Annotated in this window: 16 protein-coding genes; 11 read left to right on the top strand and 5 right to left on the bottom strand. The window is 73.1% G+C overall.

The features are described from left to right. The first annotated feature begins 19 nt into the window (after window positions 1–19). Entirely contained in the window at window positions 20–466 is a 447-nt protein-coding gene (gene rplI / locus ACFVN3_RS02575) for a 50S ribosomal protein L9 (protein ID WP_047230914.1), read from the top strand. A 63-nt stretch (window positions 467–529) separates the two neighbouring features. On the opposite strand, the gene ACFVN3_RS02570 is transcribed toward rplI, so the two are convergent. Beyond that, window positions 530–1,825: an MATE family efflux transporter gene (locus ACFVN3_RS02570; protein WP_378230330.1), complete on the bottom strand. Its 1,296-nt coding sequence runs from the start codon at window positions 1,823–1,825 to the stop codon at window positions 530–532. A gap of 473 nt (window positions 1,826–2,298) precedes the next feature. Here ACFVN3_RS02570 and dnaB point away from each other — a divergent pair, with 473 nt between their 5' ends. Beyond that, window positions 2,299–4,641, top strand: a complete 2,343-nt coding sequence (dnaB, locus tag ACFVN3_RS02565; RefSeq protein ID WP_378230232.1) for a replicative DNA helicase — start codon at window positions 2,299–2,301, stop codon at window positions 4,639–4,641. A gap of 208 nt (window positions 4,642–4,849) precedes the next feature. Then, complete coding sequence (argS, locus tag ACFVN3_RS02560) at window positions 4,850–6,436, top strand: arginine--tRNA ligase (RefSeq protein WP_378230230.1); 1,587 nt, start codon at window positions 4,850–4,852, stop codon at window positions 6,434–6,436. Here argS and ACFVN3_RS02555 read toward each other — a convergent pair. Further along, window positions 6,433–7,419, bottom strand: coding sequence for an IS481 family transposase (locus tag ACFVN3_RS02555; protein ID WP_378230228.1), 987 nt, complete (start codon window positions 7,417–7,419; stop codon window positions 6,433–6,435). The two genes, argS and ACFVN3_RS02555, sit on opposite strands and share 4 nt — an antisense overlap. A gap of 24 nt (window positions 7,420–7,443) precedes the next feature. On the opposite strand from ACFVN3_RS02555, the gene ACFVN3_RS02550 reads away from it, so the two are divergent. Continuing rightward, complete coding sequence (locus tag ACFVN3_RS02550) at window positions 7,444–7,704, top strand: DALR anticodon-binding domain-containing protein (protein ID WP_378230328.1); 261 nt, start codon at window positions 7,444–7,446, stop codon at window positions 7,702–7,704. 187 nt (window positions 7,705–7,891) lie between these two features. Further along, the gene (locus ACFVN3_RS02545; protein ID WP_378230226.1) at window positions 7,892–9,838 is read left to right on the top strand and encodes a glucoamylase family protein; all 1,947 of its coding nucleotides are present in this window, start codon (window positions 7,892–7,894) and stop codon (window positions 9,836–9,838) included. 166 nt (window positions 9,839–10,004) lie between these two features. Here the strand turns inward: ACFVN3_RS02545 and ACFVN3_RS02540 are convergent, their stop codons facing one another. From ACFVN3_RS02540 to ACFVN3_RS02530, 3 genes are read right to left on the bottom strand one after another with little or no spacing between them, the layout of a single operon-like run. Further along, entirely contained in the window at window positions 10,005–11,021 is a 1,017-nt protein-coding gene (locus ACFVN3_RS02540; protein ID WP_378230224.1) for a LacI family DNA-binding transcriptional regulator, read from the bottom strand. Next, window positions 11,018–11,680, bottom strand: a complete 663-nt coding sequence (locus ACFVN3_RS02535; protein ID WP_378230222.1) for a hypothetical protein — start codon at window positions 11,678–11,680, stop codon at window positions 11,018–11,020. The genes ACFVN3_RS02540 and ACFVN3_RS02535 overlap by 4 nt, the downstream gene beginning before the upstream one ends. Next, window positions 11,677–12,627: a sugar-binding transcriptional regulator gene (locus ACFVN3_RS02530; RefSeq protein WP_157759518.1), complete on the bottom strand. Its 951-nt coding sequence runs from the start codon at window positions 12,625–12,627 to the stop codon at window positions 11,677–11,679. Before ACFVN3_RS02530 ends, ACFVN3_RS02535 begins: the two co-directional genes overlap by 4 nt. A 151-nt stretch (window positions 12,628–12,778) precedes the next feature. On the opposite strand from ACFVN3_RS02530, the gene ACFVN3_RS02525 reads away from it, so the two are divergent. The 6 genes from ACFVN3_RS02525 to ACFVN3_RS02500 are packed head-to-tail and all read left to right on the top strand — an operon-like array spanning window position 12,779 to window position 19,214. Next, a complete protein-coding gene (locus ACFVN3_RS02525) occupies window positions 12,779–13,783 on the top strand; it encodes an ABC transporter permease (RefSeq protein ID WP_378230218.1) in 1,005 nt (334 codons plus the stop codon). Window positions 13,784–13,809: 26 nt separating this feature from the next. Further along, window positions 13,810–14,814 (top strand): substrate-binding domain-containing protein, encoded by a 1,005-nt coding sequence (locus ACFVN3_RS02520; RefSeq protein ID WP_378230216.1) that lies wholly within the window; start codon window positions 13,810–13,812, stop codon window positions 14,812–14,814. A 1-nt stretch (window position 14,815) separates the two neighbouring features. After that, window positions 14,816–16,375 (top strand): sugar ABC transporter ATP-binding protein, encoded by a 1,560-nt coding sequence (locus ACFVN3_RS02515; protein ID WP_378230214.1) that lies wholly within the window; start codon window positions 14,816–14,818, stop codon window positions 16,373–16,375. Between the two features lie 32 nt (window positions 16,376–16,407). Next, complete coding sequence (locus ACFVN3_RS02510) at window positions 16,408–17,067, top strand: SIS domain-containing protein (RefSeq protein WP_087470396.1); 660 nt, start codon at window positions 16,408–16,410, stop codon at window positions 17,065–17,067. Window positions 17,068–17,069: 2 nt separating this feature from the next. Next, window positions 17,070–18,545, top strand: a complete 1,476-nt coding sequence (locus tag ACFVN3_RS02505; protein WP_378230212.1) for an FGGY family carbohydrate kinase — start codon at window positions 17,070–17,072, stop codon at window positions 18,543–18,545. Window positions 18,546–18,566: 21 nt separating this feature from the next. Further along, on the top strand, window positions 18,567–19,214 hold the full coding sequence (locus ACFVN3_RS02500; RefSeq protein ID WP_378230210.1) for a transaldolase family protein: 648 nt from the start codon (window positions 18,567–18,569) through the stop codon (window positions 19,212–19,214).

The raw sequence follows: 19,214 nt of genomic DNA, 5'->3' as shown, positions 1-19,214 counted from the left end.
GCGGGAAGGGAGAGAACTCATGGCCAAGCTGATCCTGACCCACGAGGTCACCGGTCTCGGTGAGCCCGGCGACGTCGTCGAGGTGAAGGACGGGTACGCCCGTAACTTCCTCGTCCCGCGCAAGCTCGCCACGCCGTGGTCCAAGGGCGCCGAGTCGCAGGTGACTGCGATCCGCAAGGCGCGCAAGGCCCGCGAGATCGCGTCGCTCGACGACGCGAAGGCGATCCGCGACTCGCTGCAGTCGAAGCCGGTCGTCGTCGAGGCGAAGGCCGGCGCCGCCGGCCGCCTCTTCGGTGCCGTGACGACGGCGGACATCGCGTCCGCCGTGACCGCCGCGGGCGCGTCGGTCGACAAGCGCAAGATCGAGATCGGCCAGCCGATCAAGGCGACGGGGGACTACACGGTCTCCGTCCGCCTCCACCCGGAGGTCTCCGCGACCCTCGCGGTGAAGGTCGTCGCTGCCTGATCTGCTGCTGAGCAGTCCTCGAAGGCCCGGTCCCTCCTCGGAGGGGCCGGGCCTTCGTGCTGTTCACGCCGTGCCGGTGACCATCCATGCGCTGCCGCGGGCGCGCAGGCCCGTGGTGACGGCGCGTGCGGCCATGAAGACCCCCGCGAAGGCGAGCCACAGCCACGCGAGGCCTGCTGCGCCGTCGGGCGCCCAGTGCCGGACGGCGAGCGCGAACGGCACGTAGACCACGAGCGTGAGCATCCCCGCCCAGGCGAGGAAGCGTCCGTCCCCGGCGCCGATGAGGATGCCGTCGAGGACGAACACCCACCCCGCCATGGGCATGAGCAGCCCGCACACCGCCATGCCGACCGCGACGGCGGCGCGCACGTCCGGGTCGGACGTGAAGAGCAGCGCGAACCACCAGCCGCCCGCGGCCATGACGAGCCCGATCGCCGCGCCCGCCGCGACGCCCCACTGCAGGGTGCGCCGCAGGACGGCTCGGACGCGCGGGACGTCGTCGGCCCCGAGCCCGTGGCCGACGAGCGCCTGCGCGGCGATGGCGAGTGCGTCGAGCGCGAACGCGGCGAGCCCCCAGACGGAGTTCACGACCTGGTAGCCCGCGAGCGTGACCTCGCCGAGCCCGGTCGCGACGAAGACGGTGAGCAGGATCGCGAGGCGCAGCGAGAGGGTGCGGACGAAGAGCGGGGCGCCCGCGCGCGCGTTCGACCAGATGCCGCCGGCGGCGGGGCGCAGGGACGCGCCGTGGCGGCGTGCGCCGCGCACGACCACGACGACGAGCACCGCGCCCATGGTGAGCTGGGCGACGGCCGTGCCGATGCCCGACCCGGCGATCCCCAGACCTGCCCCGTAGACGAGGACGACGTTGAGGACGGCGTTGAACGTCGCGCCTCCCGCGGCGACCCACAGGGGCGTCTTCGTGTCCTGCATGCCGCGCAGCACGCCTGTGGACGCGAGCACGAGGAGCATCCCGGGGAGGCCGAGGGCGGACCAGCGCAGGTAGACGACGGCGTGCTCGGCCACCTCGCCGGTCCCGCCCATCGCTCCGACGGCCCAGGGCGCGGTCGCCCACAGCGCGGCGGCGAGCAGGACGCCGAGCCCGACCGCGAGCCAGAGCCCGTCGACGCCGGACTGGAGCGCCTCGCGCGTGTGCCCGGCGCCGATGCGGCGGGCGACCGCGGCCGTGGTCGCGTAGGCGAGGAAGACGCAGAGCCCGACGAGGGTGACGAGGAGCGTCGAGGCGAGCGAGAGCCCGGCGAGCTGGGCGGTGCCGAGGTGGCCGACGACCGCGCTGTCCACGAGCACGAAGAGGGGCTCTGCGACGAGCGCGCCGAGGGCGGGGACGGCGAGCGCGAGGATCTCGCGGTCGAGCCGGGAGCGGGTGCGGCGACCTGTGGACGACGGCGCGGGGTCGGGTGGCGTCCGGGTGTCGCCGGAGTGGCCGGGCGGTGTCCGGCGTGTCGTCGGCGTGTCGTCGGACTTTCTTTCTTCCACACCCCTGAGGGTAGTGACGAGGCTGGTCAGGGGCCGCTCACGCTGATGTACACAGGGAGATCGTGAGGTTGTCCACACCGTTTTCCACCGGGTGTGCACAGTGTGGGGGAGTGTGTCCACAGGTTCGGGGGTCCCTGTCCACCGGGCGTGCACAGGGCCGTTTGCGGGGTGTGGAACCGCGATCTAGTGTCGCGGGGTCGTGCTTGTCGGAGGCGGGAGGCGCGGCCACCGGGACAGTCGTGTGGGTGGCCCGCTGTAGAACACGTGTACGACGAAGGTTTGTCCCGGTCGCGCGGTCCCTCGGTGGGTCGTGACGGGCTCGGGGGAGCGAGGGGCGCATGTCGATCGAGGAGCTCGAGGAGAGCTACGGGGGACCGGGGCCGTCAGGTTTCGACCGGACGCCACCCCAGGACGTCGCGGCGGAGATGAGCGTGCTCGGCGGCATGCTGCTGTCCAAGGACGCCATCGCCGACGTCATCGAGCAGATCCGTGGCTCCGACTTCTACCGGCCCGCGCACGAGGTCGTCTACGAGTCGATCATCGACCTCTACGGCCGTGGCGAGCCCGCCGACGCCATCACCGTCGTCGCCGAGCTGACCAAGCGCGGCGAGCTCCAGCGCATCGGCGGCGCCCCGTACATCCACGACCTCATGGCCGGCGTCCCGACCGCCGCGAACGCCGGGTACTACGCGCGCATCGTGCGCGAGCGCGCCGTGCTCCGGCGCCTCGTCGAGGCCGGCACGCGCATCGTGCAGCTCGGCTACGCGACCGACGGCGGCGACGTCGACGAGATCGTCAACAACGCCCAGGCCGAGGTCTACGCCGTCACCGAGCGGCGCACGACCGAGGACTACCTCCCGCTCTCGGAGATCCTTGGCCCCACGTTCGACGAGATCGAGGCCGCCCAGGGCCGCGGCGAGGGCATGACCGGCGTCCCGACCGGCTACTCCGACTTCGACCGGCTCACCAACGGCCTGCACCCCGGCCAGATGATCGTCGTCGCGGCGCGTCCGGCCATCGGCAAGGCCCTCGCGCTCGACACGCCGCTCCCCACGCCGTCGGGCTGGACGACGATGGGTGACGTCGCGGTCGGCGACCTGCTCGTCTCCGCGGACGGGACGCCCACGCGGGTCGTCGCGGCGACCGGGGTCATGGTCGACCGCCCGTGCTACGAGGTCGAGCTCGACGACGGCACGGTGATCGTCGCGGACGCGCAGCACCAGTGGGTGACGTCGACCCGCGCCCAGCGGCGCGCGGTGCGCGCCCGCGAGACGCCCGAGTCGTCCGTGCGCACGACCGAGGAGCTCGCCACCACGCTCCGGACCGCGACCGCTGAGCGACGCGCGAACCACTCGATCGCCACCACGGCACCCCTCGACCTTCCCGAGGCCGACCTCCCGATCCATCCCTACGCACTCGGCGTCTGGCTGGGCGACGGCAGCTCCCGACGCGCCGAGCTCACCTCGGCCGACCCTGAGATCGCCATGCGGATCGAAGGCCTCGGGTACGTCGCGCGGCCGGACACGGACGACCTGCTCGCGCTCGGTGTGCCGGGGACCGACCGCATCCCGGCCGCGTACCTGCGCGCGAGCGCGGCCCAGCGCCGTGATCTCCTGGCGGGTCTGCTCGACACCGACGGCACCGTCATGCCGCAGGGCAGCGTCCAGATCAGCCTGACGAACGAGCGCCTCGCGCGCGAGACGCGTGAGCTCGTCCTGTCGCTCGGGTACCGCACGGGGTGGTCCACGAAGACGGTGAAGGGGCGGACCGAGGCGTCGTCGACGGCGTACACGATCACCTTCACGACCGAGGACGACGTGTTCTGGCTGGAGCGCAAGCGCCTCGTCCACAAGGAGCGTCGCCGTCCGGGCACCGCGCGGCTCACGTCACGGTTCGTCGTCGACGTCCGCCGGGTCGAGTCGGTGCCGGTGCGCTGTGTCGAGGTGGACCATCCCTCGCACCTGTACCTGGCAGGACGATCGATGGTGCCCACGCACAACTCGGTTCTCGGCATCAACGTCGCGACCCATGCCGCGGTGCACCACCAGATGTCGTCCGTCATCTTCTCCCTGGAGATGAGCCGTAACGAGATCACCATGCGTCTTCTCGCTGCGGAGGCGCGGGTCCCGCTGACGCGGATGCGGTCCGGGAAGATGGACGAGCAGGACTGGCAGAAGCTCGCGTCGACGATGGGCAAGGTCGCCGAGGCGCCTTTGTTCATCGACGACTCGCCCAACATGTCGCTCATGGAGATCCGAGCGAAGTGCCGGCGCCTCAAGCAACGGCACGACCTCAAGCTCGTCGTGATCGACTACCTCCAGCTCATGAGCTCCGGTAAGCGCGTCGAGTCGCGCCAGCAGGAGGTCTCGGAGTTCTCGCGTGCGCTCAAGCTGCTTGCGAAGGAACTCGAGGTACCCGTCATCGCCATCTCGCAGCTGAACCGTGGTCCTGAGCAGCGCGGCGACAAGAAGCCACAAATGAGTGACCTTCGTGAAAGTGGATCTATCGAACAAGATGCTGACGTTGTGATCCTTTTGCATCGCGAAGATGCATATGAAAAAGAATCACCGCGTGCGGGCGAGGCGGACCTGATTGTCGCCAAGCACAGAAATGGCCCCACAGACACCATCACGGTCGCATTCCAGGGCCATTACCAGCGTTTTGCAGATATGCAGATGTAGGCGTTCGCGTTTTCGCGCTGCTGAACCGGCGTCGGCGCCACACCTGCACGCCTGTTCAATTCGCGTCGTCACGCCCGGCGCCCCGGGAGCGTGAGACTGCGGAGTCACGAGGCCTGGCCTCTGACCATGCGGCTGTCCCCAGGTATAAGCGCTGGTGCCGCTTCGTAGGCTGAGGCGCTCAGGGACACGTTCTGGGGGATGAGGGCTCATGGCAGGCGTCGTCGCGATCTCTACCCAGGTGGAGGCGGCCGTTCGTGCCGCCCTGGCGGAGGTGCTCCCCGCCGACCTGGCGGGCGCGGACCCGGTGGTCCGCAGGTCCGCGCGGGCGGACTTCCAGGTGGACGGTGCGCTCGCCGTCGCATCGAGGGTGGGCCGCCCGCCGCGCGACGTCGCCGCGGACGTCGCCCGCAGTGTCGACCGGCAGGTCGGCGCGTTCCCCGTCGCGGTGTCGGGCCCGGGATTCCTCAACGTCACGGTGCCGGACCAGGCCGTTTGGACCGCGGTGGCAGCGCGCCTCGCGGACGCGCGGCTCGGCGTCGCGGCGTCACGGAGCGGCGAGCGGGTGGTGGCCGACTACTCGGGGCCGAACGTCGCCAAGGAGATGCACGTCGGTCACCTGCGGTCGTCGGTCATCGGTGACGCGCTCGTGCGGGTGCTGGGCCACCTGGGCGCCGAGGTAGTCCGGCAGAACCACGTCGGCGACTGGGGCACGCAGTTCGGGATGCTCATCCAGTACCTCGACGAGCATCCCGAGGCGGCGTGGCAGGGCCAGGGTGTCGGGACGATGTCGGCGCTCGACGCCCTGTACCGGGCGGCCCGCGCGGCGTTCGAGGCCGACCCGGCCTTCGCGGACCGGTCGCGCGCTCGCGTCGTCGCGCTCCAGGCGGGCGACGAGCCCACGGTGGCCGCGTGGCGCGCGCTGGCCGAGGAGTCGGAGGAGGCGTTCGCGCGGGTCTACGACCGCCTGGGCCTCCTGCTGGACGCCGGGGACCTCGACGGCGAGTCCCGCTACAACGCTGCGCTCCCCGGCATCGTGTCCGAGCTGCTCGCCGCGGGCGTCGCCGTCGAGTCCGAGGGTGCCGTCGTCACCTTCACCGACGGAGTGAACGACCCCGACGGCGACCTGGTCCCGCTGATCGTGCGCAAGAAGGACGGCGGCTACGGCTACGCGGCGACGGATCTCGCGACGCTGCGCCTGCGCGTCGAGCACTACCGGGCCGACCGCATCCTCTACGTCGTGGACGCGCGCCAGGCGCTGCACTTCCGGATGGTGTTCGACACCGCCCGGCGTGCCGGCTGGCTCCCCGACGGCGTGTCCGCCGAGCACGTCCCGTTCGGCACGGTCCTCGGCGCGGACGGGAGGCCGTTCAAGACCCGGTCCGGCGCGACCGTCCGCCTCGCCGACCTGCTCGACGACGCGGAGGCGTCCGCCCGTGCCGTGCTCCGGGAGAAGGGCGACGACTTCACCCCGGCGGAGCGGGACGCCGTCGTGCACGCGGCCGCGACGGCGGCGGTCAAGTACGCCGACCTGTCCACCACCCGGACCCGGGACTACGTCTTCGACGTCGACCGGATGGTCGCCTCGTCGGGGAACACGGGCGTGTACCTCCAGTACGCGCACGCGCGCGTGCGGTCCATCCTGCGCAAGGCGGGGGAGCGGGCACAGGACGTCGACGGCGCCGCGCCCGCTCACCCCGCCGAGAAGGACCTGGTCCTGACGCTCGAGGCGTTCGACGCGACCCTGCGCGACGTCGCGGCGACCCTGGAGCCGCACCGGCTCTGCGGGTACCTCTAGATGTACTGACCGGACAGGTTGGTCAATCGGGTGATCGGTGGCTTGTTCCCGCAAGCGGTGTGGGGGCGGTGGTGGTTGTACTCGTGGATCCATGCTGCCAGGGCAGCGCGTCGTTCGGTCTCTGAGGTGTAGGCGCGGGCGTAGCCCCAGCCGTCGGCGAGGGTGCGGTGGAAGCGCTCGATCTTGCCGTTCGTCTGGGGCCGGTAGGGGCGGGTCCGGGTGTGCGTGATCTCGAGTTCGGCGCAGGTCTCGCGCCACAGGTGTGAGCGGTAGGGCGAGCCGTTGTCCGACAAGACTCGTTGCGTGGTGATGCCGCGGGCGGCGAACCAGGTCACGGCCCGGCGCAGGACGTCGGTCGCAGTGACGGCGGTCTCGTCGTCGTGGACCTCGGCATAGGCGACCCGGGAGTGGTCGTCGATCACGGTGTGCACGAACGCGTGCCCCATCTTCGGATGGCTGTAGGCATTCTTGGGCTTGCCGGGCGTTGCCGCCCGGTGGCGTCTGCCCTGGGGCCGGCCTACGAACCGCCACCCGCCGCCGTCGGGGATGTTGCCGAGCTTCTTGACGTCCACGTGCAGCATCGCGCCAGGGTGGTCGTGCTCATAGCGGCGCACCGGCTCACCCGTGGCCCGGTCGACGTGCGAGAGCCGGTTGAGCCGGCACCGGACCAGGACGCGGTGCGCAGTCGAGGGCGCGACCCTGGTCAGCGCGGCCAGCTGGACCGGGCCCAGACGCTTACGCAGCCGCAACGACACGATCCGCCTGGTCGTCGCCCGGTCGGTCTTGGCCGGCATCCGGCGCGGACGCGAAGACCGGTCCGCCATGGACTCCCCGGTCGCGTACCGGTCGGCCCACCGTTTGACCGTCAGCCACGAGCACTGGAACCGGGCCGCGACCTCCGCGATCGGGACGTGCTGGTCGATCACCAGCCGGGCGACCGTGAGCCGGGCGCGCGGCGTCAGAGCGGCATTAGCGTGGGACACGAGGGCCTCCTGTGAGCAGAGCGGATACCTAGGCAGTTCCACTCCACCGCGGGAGGCCCTCGCGCGCTACCAGATCAGATCAACGCGTCGCACTCATTCGACCAACGTCTCCGGTCAGTACATCTAGACGTCGCCACCGCGTTCACCCGGTTCTACGACCTGTGTCCCGTCCTGAAGGCCGAGGGTGCCGCGCGCGGCAACCGCCTCGCGCTGTGCGAGCTCACGAGCCGGACCCTGGCGACGGGCCTCGACCTCCTCGGGATCGCCGCGCCCGAGCGCCTCTGACCGCCCCGGCACGACGACGTCGCGCGCCCCACCGTGCGTCGTCCCGGCGCGTCGACCCACGGGCCGCGCGAGCCTCGCTGCCCGTGCCGCGACCCGTTGACCTGCTCCGGCACCCGGGCTACCCTCTGCGCCCCCATTCGGAAAGTGCGCCCGAAATTTCGGGGATCACGACACGAAGGAGTGCCTGATGGATGCATCGACCACGCCCCACCGGAGCGATCCGCCCCGCCGCCGGGGAGCCGCGCTCGTCGCGGGCGGACTCGTCGGCGGGCTAGCGCTCGCGGCCGGTCTCGCCGCCCCCGCCGCGGCGGAGAGCGTCCCGGCGGCGGCGGAGAGCGTCCCGGCGGCGAGCGTCCCCGCGAAGGCGGCGCCCGCCGTCGGGCCCCACGGCCTGACCGGCGCGCAGCGCGCGACGCTGGAGACGTACCTGGAGGACACCTACACCTCGCTGGTCGCGATGACGGACGAGGAGACCGGCCTGCCCGCGGACAACATCGAGGGGGACCTGGACCCGGCGTCGAGCAGCGCGTACACGTCGCCCACGAACATCGGCGGTTGGCTCTGGTCCACCGTCGTGGCGCGCGACCTGGGCCTGGTGGACGACGCCGAGGCGCGCGACCGCCTCGCGACGACGCTCGACACCGTCGCGTCCCTCGACCGGCACGACGCGAGCGGCATGTTCTACAACTGGTACGACCCCGCGACGGGCGACCGGGTCGAGACGTGGCCGGACGACGGGAACACGGTCCACCAGTTCCTCAGCTCGGTGGACAACGGCTGGCTGGCCGCGGGCCTGCGGGTCGTCGCGGAGGCGGAGCCGAGCCTCGCGGACGAGGCGCGCGCGATCTACGACGACATGCACTTCGGCGCCTTCTACAACCCGGAGGCGCGCCCCGACCTGGGCGTGGGGCTGCTGCGCGGCGGGTTCTGGGACGAGGAGCCGCCCGGCTGCTCGGTCGCGGGCGACTACCTCGGCACGGGGACGGACGTGTTCTACACGTGCCACCACTACGACACGACGGTCTCGGAGACGCGCATCGCGACCTACCTCGGCATCGCCGAGGGCGAGGTCCCGCCGGAGGCGTACTACGCGAGCCACCGGACCTTCCCGGACACGTGCGACTGGGCGTGGCAGGAGCAGAAGCCGATCGGCGAGACCCGCGAGCACCTGGGCGTCCCGGTCTTCGAGGGCGCGTACCGGTACCGCGACCTCGCGGTCGTGCCGGGCTGGGGCGGCTCGATGTTCGAGGCGCTCATGCCGGACATGCTGGTCCCCGAGGCGGAGTGGGGCCCGACGTCGTGGGGCGTCAACCACCCGCTCGTCGTGCGCGCGCACAAGGAGCACGGCCTCGACGAGGCCGGCTACGGGGCCTGGGGCTTCTCGCCCGCGAGCAACCCGGCCGGCGGCTACGCGGAGTACGGCGTCGACGCGATCGGGCTGCGCTCGGACGGCTACCTGTCCGACGGCGAGACCGACGTCGACCTCGGGTTCGAGGGCTGCCGCGAGGCGACCAACCCCGCGCCGGAGTTCGGCGACGGCGTCGTGACGCCGCACGCGTCGTTCCTCGGCCTCGCGTACGACACCGAGGGCGTGCTCGACAACCTGGCCCACCTCGCCGACGACCTCGGCGCCTACGGCCCGGGCGGGTTCTACGACTCCGTCGCGGTCCGCTCGGGCACGGTCGCCGAGCGCTACCTGTCGCTCGACCAGGCGATGATCGTCGCCGCGATCGGCAACGTCCTGGACGACTCGCGCCTCAAGGACTACTTCGTCGACGACGAGCTCGAGCAGCGCCTGCGCCCCCTCATGGAGGCGGAGACCTTCTCGGCCACGGTCGACCTCACGCCCGGCGTGGGGGCCGGCGTCCAGGTCCAGGCACGCTGCCTCGCGGGCCGTGCCCACGTCGCCGTCCGGGCGACGAGCACGGGTGACGGGCGCGCGGACGTCACCCTCGCCACGCCCTACGGGACGCGGTCGTTCGACGACGTCGCCCCGCACCGCAGCACCTACCAGTCGTTCGCGGCGCGCACGGCGGAGATCCCGTCCGGCACCGCGACGGTGACGGTCACGTCCGCGGACGGGTCGACGACCCAGGAGCTGTCCTACCGCTACGCGGCTGTCTCCTGCGGCTGACCGGCCGACCGGCCGACCGGCCGACGGATGTCTTGTCGCCGGTCGACCGGCACCACATGACGGGAGGGGCGCGGACCGCGCCCCTCCCGTCCGTCGTGGTCCGAGCGTGCGCCCGGTGCGTGCGTCAGGACCGTGCGTCAGGGCCCGCGACCACGCCGGGACCGCCTCATGAGCGCGGGGGAGCGGTGGACTCGCGGACGACGAGGCTCGTCGCGAGCTCGGTGCGCAGCGTGTGCCCGCTCGCGGTGCGGGCGCGGTGCACGAGCTCGACGGCCGAGGCGCCCATCTCGACGAGCGGCTGGCGGACGGTGGTGAGCGGCGGGTCGGTCCACGCCGCGACGGGCAGGTCGTCGAACCCGACGAGCGAGACGTCGTCCGGCACTGACAGCCCGGCCTCGCGCAGCGCCCGCAGCGCGCCGAGGGCCGTGTCGTCGCTGCACGCGAAGACGGCGGTCGGCGGCTCGTCGAGGGCGAGGAGTCGCTGGACCCCTTCGTAGCCCGCGGGGACGCCGTACGTGCTCAGGCAGACCAGGTCGTCGTCGACGGGGACGCCCGCCCGGATCATCGCGGCGCGGTAGCCGGCGAGCCGCGCGATCGCGTTGTCCTGCTCCGGGACGCCGGTGATCGTCGCGATGCGCCGGTGCCCGAGCGCGAGCAGGTGCGCCGTCGCCTCGAACGCGCCCTGGAAGTTCACCGCCCCCACGCTGAGCACGCCCTCGGGCAGGCGGTGGCGCGGGTCGACGACGACGAGCGGCACGCCCGCCTCGGTCAGCGTGGCGCGCGCCTCGGCGTCGGGCACGGCGACCACGCTCACGAGCCCGTCCGTGCCTCGGGCGAGCGCGTGCCGGACCCACGCCCCGCAGTCGTCGGGGTCCAGCTCCACCGACAGCACGACGTCGAGCGCCCGGCGCCGTGCCTCGGCGACCGCGCCGCGCACGACCGCCTCGGACCACGGCCCCTCGAGGTCGACGATCCGGACGTCGACGAGCCCGGTCCGCTTCGCGGTGCGAGGCCGGACCTCGTAGCCGTGCCGGCGCAGGACGCCGGCGACGTGCTCGCGCGTCGTCGCCGAGACGTCGGGCCGCGCGTTGAGCACCTTCGACACCGTCGGGACGGAGACCCCGGCCTCGGCCGCGACGGCGGCGAGCGGGACGTTCCGCCGGCCGGGCCGCGCGGTGCTCATCCGGCTCCTTCGTCCCCGTCGCGCGACGGAGCGACCCCCGTGGCGCGCGCCGCCATCAGCCAGCCGTGGGGGTCCTCGCTCGCGACGAGGTCCGTCCCGGACACGAGCCAGGTGGCGCCGGCGTGGAGCGCCTGCGGGACGATCGAGCGCGTGACGCCGCCGTCCAGGCCGACGGCGTGGCCCGGGCCGGCGGTGCGCCCGACCGTGGTGAGCGCGTCGCCCTGGAACGTCGAGCCGGCCAGGCCGGGGGTGATCGACATGACGAGGACGTCCGTCCCGGGCTCGACCTCCGGCACCTCGACGCCGGGCGAGAGCGCGACGCCGGCGCGCGCGCCCCGCGCGCGGACGCGGTCGAGGGCGGCGCGCCAGTCGCGCGTCCCGGCGTGCACGACGACGAGCTCGCAGAAGTCGGTCCAGCGGTCGACCTCGTGGAGCGGCTTCTCGACCATGAGGTGCGCCTCGGCGCCCAGCCCGCTGTCGGCGGTCACTTCCGCCGCCTCCGCGGCGGTGAATCCGCCCGCCGCGGCGTACCGCCCGTCGGTGTGGTCCCAGTGGACGGTGCGGAGCCCGGCCCGGGCGAGCCGGTCGGCCTCCGCGGCGACGCGGTCGCGCGGCGTGGACCAGAACGAGGCGGCGACGCGGGTGCGGGGTGCGCTCATCGGCCCGTCCCGCGCGCGACGGGCGGGAGGTCGAGCAGGGCCTCGGCGCAGCGCTGCTCGGTGACGAGTGCGGAGACGAGGCCGGACCGCGTGACGGCGTGGACGGCGGCCGCCTTCTCGTGCTCGGCGGCGACGGCGATCACCTTGGGCACCCGGGCGAGCTGCCGCGCGGAGATCGACAGGCACCGCTCGGCGAAGTCGGGGACGAGGTCGCCCTCGGCGGTGAGGAGGATGCCCGCGATCTCGGCGCGGACCCCGCGTGCTGTGAGGTCGTCCCGCTCGTCGCGCCCGAGGACCTCGCGGAGCTGGGAGATCGGCGGGTCCCACGAGCCGATCGCGACGACCGCGACGTCGACCCGGTCGAAGAGCGAGAGCGCGCGGGCGATGTCGGGCTGGCGGCGCAGCGTCGCGGCCGTCGCGGCGTCCTCGACGACCAGGGGCGCGAAGATCGCGTGCGCGTCGCCCCCGGCACGCAGGGAGACGCGGCGGATCACCTCGACGGGAGAGTCGGAGAGGTCGGAGCCGACCGCGCCGGTGAGCTGGACGACGGTGACGGGGGGCAGCGCGGTGAGGCGCTCCGTCATGGCGGTGAGCGTCCGCCCCCAGGCGAACCCGAGGGTGTTCCCCGGGCGCAGGGACCGGGTGAGCAGCTCCGCGGCGGCCGCGCCGACGTCCTCGCGCAGCTCGGACACGGTGTCACGGCCCTGGACCACGAGGCACTCGTCCAGGCCGAGGTGCGAGCGCAGGCGCGCGGAGAGGGCCGGGTCGACGACGCCGGCGTCGTCGATGGTGATGGTCACGATCCCGGCCTCGAGCGCCTGCTCGAGCATCCGGGCGACCTTGAACCGTGAGACGCCGAGCTCCTCGCCGATCTCGACCTTGGAGGCCGAGTCCACGTAGTAGCGGCGGGCCACGTGTGCGAGCTCGTGGCGCGAGAAGTCCGTCATGTCACCCATTCTTGCTCATCTGAGCGCTCGTCTGCGCATGTGTTACCGATCTGTGATCGAGGTGCGTTGCTTGTGGCCTCGTGCTGTTCATACTATCGACATACGAGCAACAGCGTGCTCATATGAGCACCCGCAAGGAGGCGAGAAGTACATGTCGCGACGACGCGTCCCCGACGAGGTCGGGATCGCGGGGATCTTGGTCCTCGTGGTGGTGGTGATGAGTCTGCTGTCCCCGAACTTCCGCACCGCCGGGAACTTCGAGGTCCTGCTGCTGAACGGTGCCGTGGTGGCGCTGCTCGCGCTGGGCCAGACCTTCGTGCTGCTCACCGGTGGCATCGACCTCTCGACGGGGTCCAACCTCGCCCTCACGGGCATGGCCGCGGCGCTCGGGATGCAGGCCGGCCTCCCCTGGTGGGCTGCCACGCTCCTCGCGCTGGCCGTCGGCGTCGCGGTGGGCCTCGTCAACGGGATCTTCGTGCACTACCTGCGCCTGCCCCCGTTCATCGCGACGTTCTCGATGTTCGGCATCGCCGGCAGCATCCCGATGATCCTCACGGGCGCGGCGTCGGTCACGGTGCGCGACCCGATGTTCGCCTTCCTCGGGCGCGGCGGGGTCTTCGGCATCCCGACGCCGATCCTCATCGTGGCGCTCGTCGCCGTCGTCTTCAGCGTCCTCCTGGCGCGCACGAGCACGGGCGTCCACATCTACGCGCTCGGCGGCAACAAGGAGACGGCGCGCCTCGCGGGCATCCACACCGGGCGCACGACCCTCTTCGTCTACGCGGTCTCCGGCCTGTGCGCCGCGCTCGCCGGCGTCGTGACCACCTCGCGCCTCATGGTCGGGTACCCGTCCGCCGGGTCGGGCAACGAGCTCTTCTACTCGATCGCTGCCGCGGTCGTCGGCGGGGTGAGCCTGTTCGGCGGGGTCGGCTCGATCGGCGGCGCGCTGCTCGGCGCGGTGCTCATCGCGACCGTCTCGAACGGCATGAACGTCGTCGGCGTCGACAGCTTCTGGCAGCCCCTCGTCATCGGCGTGATCATCCTCGCCGGCGTCAGCCTCGACACCTACCGCCGCTCGCTCTCGACCACCGGAGGACGAGGACGCCTCTTCCTCCAGCTCCTCCAACCACGCCGCGCCTCCGGCGCGACGTCCTGACCCCCACCGCTCGAAGGAGAGTACTCATGCGACGCAAGATCATCGTCTCGGCCCTCGCCGTGACCGCCCTCGCCCTCGCGGGCGCCTGCTCCGCCGTCGACACCGGCACCGGCGACACGAGCGGGAGCGGCTCGACCGACCAGGCCGAGACCACGCTGCCAGCGTCCTGCGACGGGGAGAACCCGTACGTCGCGGTCAGCCTCCCGAACCTCACCAACCCGTACTACGTGGCGATGAAGCAGGGCTTCGAGGACGGCGGAGCCGCCAACGGGTTCGACGTCGAGGTCCAGGTCGCGAACGACGACGACGCCCAGCAGCTCGCCCAGGTCGAGGCCATGCTGCAGAAGGACCCGTGCGCGCTCGCGCTGAACCCCGTGAAGTCGGAGCCCGCCGCCGGGATCGTCAAGGCGGCGAACGACGCCGGTGTGCCGGTCTTCACCGTGAACGTCATCGTCGACGAGGACGCGCTCGCCGCCCAGGGGGCGTCGATCGTCCAGTACCTCGGGGCGGACAACGAGGCGGGCGGCCGCGCGATGGGCGAGAAGGTCCTCGAGGACCTCGGCGCCGACGCCGCGCTGAGCATCGGCTTCATCACCGAGCCCGACGAGCGCCCGGTCGTCATCCGCGACGAGGGCTTCACCGACGCCGTGTCGGCCAACCCGAACGCGGAGGTCGTCGCCAAGGTCGACGGCAACGTCAAGCCCGACGACTCGCTGCGCGTGACGGGCGAGATGCTCCAGGGCAACCAGGACATCAACGTCATCTGGGCCTCGACCGGCCCCGCCGTCTACGGCGCGCTCCAGGCCCTGGGCAACCGCACCGACGTCGCGCTCTACGGGTTCTGCGCCTCCGAGGAGCCGCTCACCGAGGTGTACCGCGGCTGCGTCGCGCAGGAGCCGGAGAGCTACGGCACCCAGGTGACCGAGCAGATCCGCGCGTACGTGGACGGCGAGGACGTCGAGCCGGAGATCCTCCTGCCGCTCAAGGCGTTCACCGTCGGCGAGACCCCTGCGCCGGGGGAGGTCGGCTGACATGACCGACGTCACGACGTCGGTCCCGCGGGGCGCCGCCGAGGGCGGCGCCCTGCGGGCCAGCGGGATCGTCAAGAGCTTCTCGCACGTGCGGGTGCTCAAGGGCATCGACCTGACGCTCGCGGCGGGGACCGTGACCGGGCTCGTCGGGCACAACGGCGCCGGCAAGTCGACGCTGCTCCGCGTCCTCGCCGGGGCGCACCCCGCCGACGAGGGCACCGTGACCGTCGACGGCCGCGCGCTGCCCCAGGGCTCGCCGACCGCCGCGCTCGACGCCGGGATCTCGACCGTCTACCAGGAGCTGTCGCTCCTGCCGAACCTCTCGGTCACGCAGAACGTGTTCCTCGGCCGTGAGCTGACGCGCGGGGGAGCGCTCGACCGCCGCGCCATGCGCGAGCAGTCCCGCACGCTCGCGGACCGGTTCGGTCTCGCGGTGGACGTCGACCGCAAGCTCGGCGCCTACCCCGTCGCGACCCGCCAGCTCCTCGAGATCGCGGTGGCCGTGGCGCGCGACGCGCGCTACCTGCTGCTCGACGAGCCGACGACGAGCCTCGAGGGCGGGCAGGTCGAGCGGTTCCTCGCGACCGTGCGCGACCTGGCCCGCACCGAGGGCCTCGGGATCCTGCTCGTCGACCACAAGCTCGACGAGCTGTACGCGGTCGCCGACCACGTCGTCGCGCTCGTCGACGGCGAGGTCCGCATCGCCGGCCCGGCCGGCACGGTCGACCGGCAGGCGGTCGTCCACGCGATCGCCGGGGACGAGGCCGTCGCCTCGACGGGTGGCGTCACGGAGGCGGCGCACAGGACCGACGTCGTCCCGCTCGACGCGGGTGCGCGCCCGTCCCTCGTGGTGCGGAACCTGCGCACGCCCGCGCTCGCCGACGTCAGCCTCACGGCCTACCCCGGCCGCGTGCTGGGGGTCTACGGGCTGATCGGCGCCGGCCGCACGGAGCTGCTGCGCACGCTCGTCGGCCTCGACAAGGTCCTGGCCGGGAGCATCGAGATCGACGGCGCGCCGTACCGGCCCGCGACTCCCGCAGAGGCCCAGCAGCGCGGTCTCGTCTACCTCACCGAGGAGCGCAAGGTCGACGGCATCGTCGGCGGCCTGGACGCGACGACGAACGTCGTCCTCCCGGTCCTCGACCGGTACCGCCGGCTCGGCCTGCTCGACAAGCGGCGGATGCGCCGCGAGGCGACGGCCCTCATGGACCGCATGCAGGTCCGCGGGGACCGCGAGGGGCCCGTCGAGCGCCTGTCCGGCGGCAACCAGCAGAAGGTGCTGCTCGCCCGGGTCCTGGCGCAGGCGCCTCGCGTGCTGCTGCTCGACGAGCCCACCAAGGGCGTCGACATCGGCGTGAAGACCGAGATCCACCGGCTCCTGCGCTCGCTCGCGCACGACGACGGGCTCACGGTCGTCGTCGTGTCCAGCGAGGAGGAGGAGATCCTCGAGCTCGCCGACGACGTCGTCACCCTCACGGAGGGCCGGTGCGACGGCGATGTCGTCGCGGCCGGCGACCTGTCCTCCGTGGACCTGCGGCACGCGGCCTGGAGCGCGGCGTGACCACACCGAGAACCCCTGGACGAGGAGTACCCATGACCATCCCCGACACCACGACGCGACGCCGTGCCGCCGTGCTCGAGACCGCCCGGGCCGTCGTCGCGCACGAGGCGCAGGGAGTCGCCGCGAGCGTGACCGACCTGGGCGACGTGTTCCTGGACGTGGTCCAGCGGGTGTACGAGTGCACGGGCAAGGTCTTCGTCACCGGGGCCGGCACGTCCGGCGCGGTCGCGCGCCGCATGGCGCACCTGCTCTCCGTGTCCGGCACCCCGTCGGTGTTCATCTCCGGCGCGGACGCGCTGCACGGCACGATGGGCGCGATGGCCCCGGGCGACATCCTCGTCGCGATCTCCCGCGGGGGCGGGAGCGACGAGATCAACGACCTGGTCGTGCGCGCCAAGGAGCGCGGCGTCGACACGGTCGTCGCGGTCACGGCGGACGCCTCCTCGCGCCTCGCGCGGAACGCGGACGTCGTGGTCGAGCTGACGATGATCCCCGGGATCGACCCCGGCGAGGTCATCGCGATGGGCTCTACCCTCGTGACGGCAGCGTGGGGCGACGCGCTCGCCGTGGTCCTCATGCGGATGCGCGGGTACTCGTGGGCGAACGTCCTGCACTCGCACCCCTCGGGGGCCGTGGGCAAGATCGACGAGGCGCCCCAGGAGCTGCCGCCCCTCGAGCCCTACTGGAAGTAGCCATGGACCTTGTCGCAGGGGTCGACTCGTCGACCCAGTCCTGCACCGTCGAGCTGCGCCGCCGGGACGACGGCGCGCTCGTCGGGGCCGCGTCGGCCCCCCACCCCCGGACCGCGCCCCCGGTCAGCCGGCAGGACCCGCGGGACTGGTGGGCCGCGTTCCGGGCGGCGTTCTCGGGCGCCCTGCGCGACGCCGACGCCGGCCCGGCGCAGGTCGTCGCGCTCGCCGTCGGCGCCCAGTGCCACGGGCTCGTGCTCCTGGACCGGAGCGGCGAGCCGCTGGCTCCCGCGCCGCTGTGGAACGACACGACCGCGGGCCCTGCGGCGGCGCGGATCGCGGGGGAGTACGGGCTCGAGCCGTGGATGCACGACGTCGGGATGGCGCCGTCGTCCGCGCTGACGATCATGAAGCTCGCGCACGTGGCGGAGACCGACCCCACGCTCCTCGAGCGCGTCGCGCACGTCCTCGTGCCACACGACTACCTCACCTACCGGCTCACCGGGGCGACGGTCACCGACCGGTCCGACGCCGCCGGGACCGGCTACCTCGACGTCCACCGCGGCGTCTGGCGGCCCGAGCTCCTGGAGCGCTTCGTCTCGCCGGAGGTCGGCTGGGCGGACGTCCTCCCGACCGTCCTCGGGCCCGACACCCCGGTCGGGACCGTGCACCCGCACGTCGCGGCCGAGCTCGGGCTCGGGCCGGGGGTCGTCGTCGGGCCGGGCGGGGGAGACCAGCACCTCGCCGCCGTCGGGCTCGGCCTCGTCGAGGGCGACCTCGGGGTCTCTCTCGGCACCTCCGGCGTCGTCTTCAGCCCGCGCCGCACGTCCGTCGTCGACCCGCTCGGCACGGTCGACTCCGTGTGCGACGCGACCGGCGGGTACCTGCCCCTCGCCTGCACGCTCAACGCCGCCAAGGTCACCGACACCTTCGCGCGGCTCCTCGACGTCGACCACGCGACCCTGGAGCGCCTCGCCCTCGCCGCGCCCGTCCGGGGGGAGCGGCCGACGCTCGTCGCCTACCTCGACGGCGAGCGCACCCCGCGGCGACCGGGCGCGACCGGCGTGCTCGGCGGGATCACCGGCGAGACGACCCGGGAGGACCTCGCGCTGGCCGCGTTCGAGGGTGTCGTCGCCGGCCTCGTCGGAGCGGCCCGCGCGCTCGAGCGGGTGGACGTCGACACGAGCGGCGAGGTCGTCGTCAACGGCGGAGGCGCCCGTTCGCTCGCGTACCGGCAGGTCCTCGCCGACGCCCTCGGCCGCCCCGTCGTGCGTCGCGCGGCCCCCGAAGCGACGGCGCGCGGCGCGTGCGTCCAGGCCGTCGCCGTCCTCGAGGGCGCCACCGTGTCGGGCGTCGCCGCGTCATGGGCGCCTGCCGTGCTCGACGTCGTCCCGCCCCGCGAACACCCCGCGACGATCGACGCCCCCTACTACGACCTGCTCGCCACGGTCGCGGACCGACCCCGGCCGGCCACGACCTGACCGCACCACCAGGGAGAACGCATGCTGTACATCGACTCCGCCGACCGCGACCAGGTCGAGCGGCTCCTCGCGACCGGCCTGTTCGCCGGCGTCACTACGAACCCGACGATCCTGTACCGGTCGGGGCTCACGGTCGACGATGTCCCCGCCGTCCACCGGTGGGCGCGCGCGGCCGGGGCCGGGACGGTGTTCCTCCAGGCCGTCGGGCCGGACGCTGCGGCGCTCGAGGCGCACAGCCGGGAGCTCGTCGAGCTCGGGCCGGACGTCGTCGTCAAGCTGCCCGCGACGTCGGACGGCCTCGCCGTCTCGCGCCGCCTGACGCGCGAGGGTGTTCCGGTCCTCGTCACGGCGGTCTACCACGCGTCCCAGGGGCTGCTCGCGGACGCGGCGGGCGCAGGCTGGATCGCGCCCTACGTGGGACGGATGGGGGACCTCGGGCTCGACGGCGTCGAGCAGACCGCTGACCTCCACGCGACGTTGCGCGCTTCGGGTCAGGGGTGCCGGGTGCTCGCCGCGAGCCTGCGCGACACGACCCAGGTCGCGGCGCTCGCAGCCCGCGGGGTCGAGGACTTCACGCTGTCCACCGCGCTCTGCACGGCGCTCCTGGAGAACCCGGACACCGTCGCCGCGGCGGCGCAGTTCGAGACGGACGCGCGCGCGGCGGGGTGA

The organism is Cellulosimicrobium sp. NPDC057862 (assembly GCF_042797035.1).
Lineage (GTDB): Bacteria > Actinomycetota > Actinomycetes > Actinomycetales > Cellulomonadaceae > Cellulosimicrobium.
The sequence above is the reverse complement of the archived record's forward strand: the minus strand, read 5'-3'. Positions and strand labels throughout refer to the sequence as shown.

What these genes read in the sequence shown, in the direction of transcription:
- rplI (WP_047230914.1), top strand. Translation starts at nt 20, where the DNA reads ATGGCCAAGCTGATCCTGACCCACGAGGTCACCGGTCTCGGTGAGCCC.
- dnaB (WP_378230232.1), top strand. Translation starts at nt 2,299, where the DNA reads ATGTCGATCGAGGAGCTCGAGGAGAGCTACGGGGGACCGGGGCCGTCA.
- argS (WP_378230230.1), top strand. Translation starts at nt 4,850, where the DNA reads ATGGCAGGCGTCGTCGCGATCTCTACCCAGGTGGAGGCGGCCGTTCGT.
- ACFVN3_RS02545 (WP_378230226.1), top strand. Translation starts at nt 7,892, where the DNA reads ATGGATGCATCGACCACGCCCCACCGGAGCGATCCGCCCCGCCGCCGG.
- ACFVN3_RS02540 (WP_378230224.1), bottom strand. Translation starts at nt 11,021, where the DNA reads ATGAGCACCGCGCGGCCCGGCCGGCGGAACGTCCCGCTCGCCGCCGTC.
- ACFVN3_RS02535 (WP_378230222.1), bottom strand. Translation starts at nt 11,680, where the DNA reads ATGAGCGCACCCCGCACCCGCGTCGCCGCCTCGTTCTGGTCCACGCCG.
- ACFVN3_RS02530 (WP_157759518.1), bottom strand. Translation starts at nt 12,627, where the DNA reads ATGACGGACTTCTCGCGCCACGAGCTCGCACACGTGGCCCGCCGCTAC.
- ACFVN3_RS02525 (WP_378230218.1), top strand. Translation starts at nt 12,779, where the DNA reads ATGTCGCGACGACGCGTCCCCGACGAGGTCGGGATCGCGGGGATCTTG.
- ACFVN3_RS02520 (WP_378230216.1), top strand. Translation starts at nt 13,810, where the DNA reads ATGCGACGCAAGATCATCGTCTCGGCCCTCGCCGTGACCGCCCTCGCC.
- ACFVN3_RS02515 (WP_378230214.1), top strand. Translation starts at nt 14,816, where the DNA reads ATGACCGACGTCACGACGTCGGTCCCGCGGGGCGCCGCCGAGGGCGGC.
- ACFVN3_RS02510 (WP_087470396.1), top strand. Translation starts at nt 16,408, where the DNA reads ATGACCATCCCCGACACCACGACGCGACGCCGTGCCGCCGTGCTCGAG.
- ACFVN3_RS02505 (WP_378230212.1), top strand. Translation starts at nt 17,070, where the DNA reads ATGGACCTTGTCGCAGGGGTCGACTCGTCGACCCAGTCCTGCACCGTC.
- ACFVN3_RS02500 (WP_378230210.1), top strand. Translation starts at nt 18,567, where the DNA reads ATGCTGTACATCGACTCCGCCGACCGCGACCAGGTCGAGCGGCTCCTC.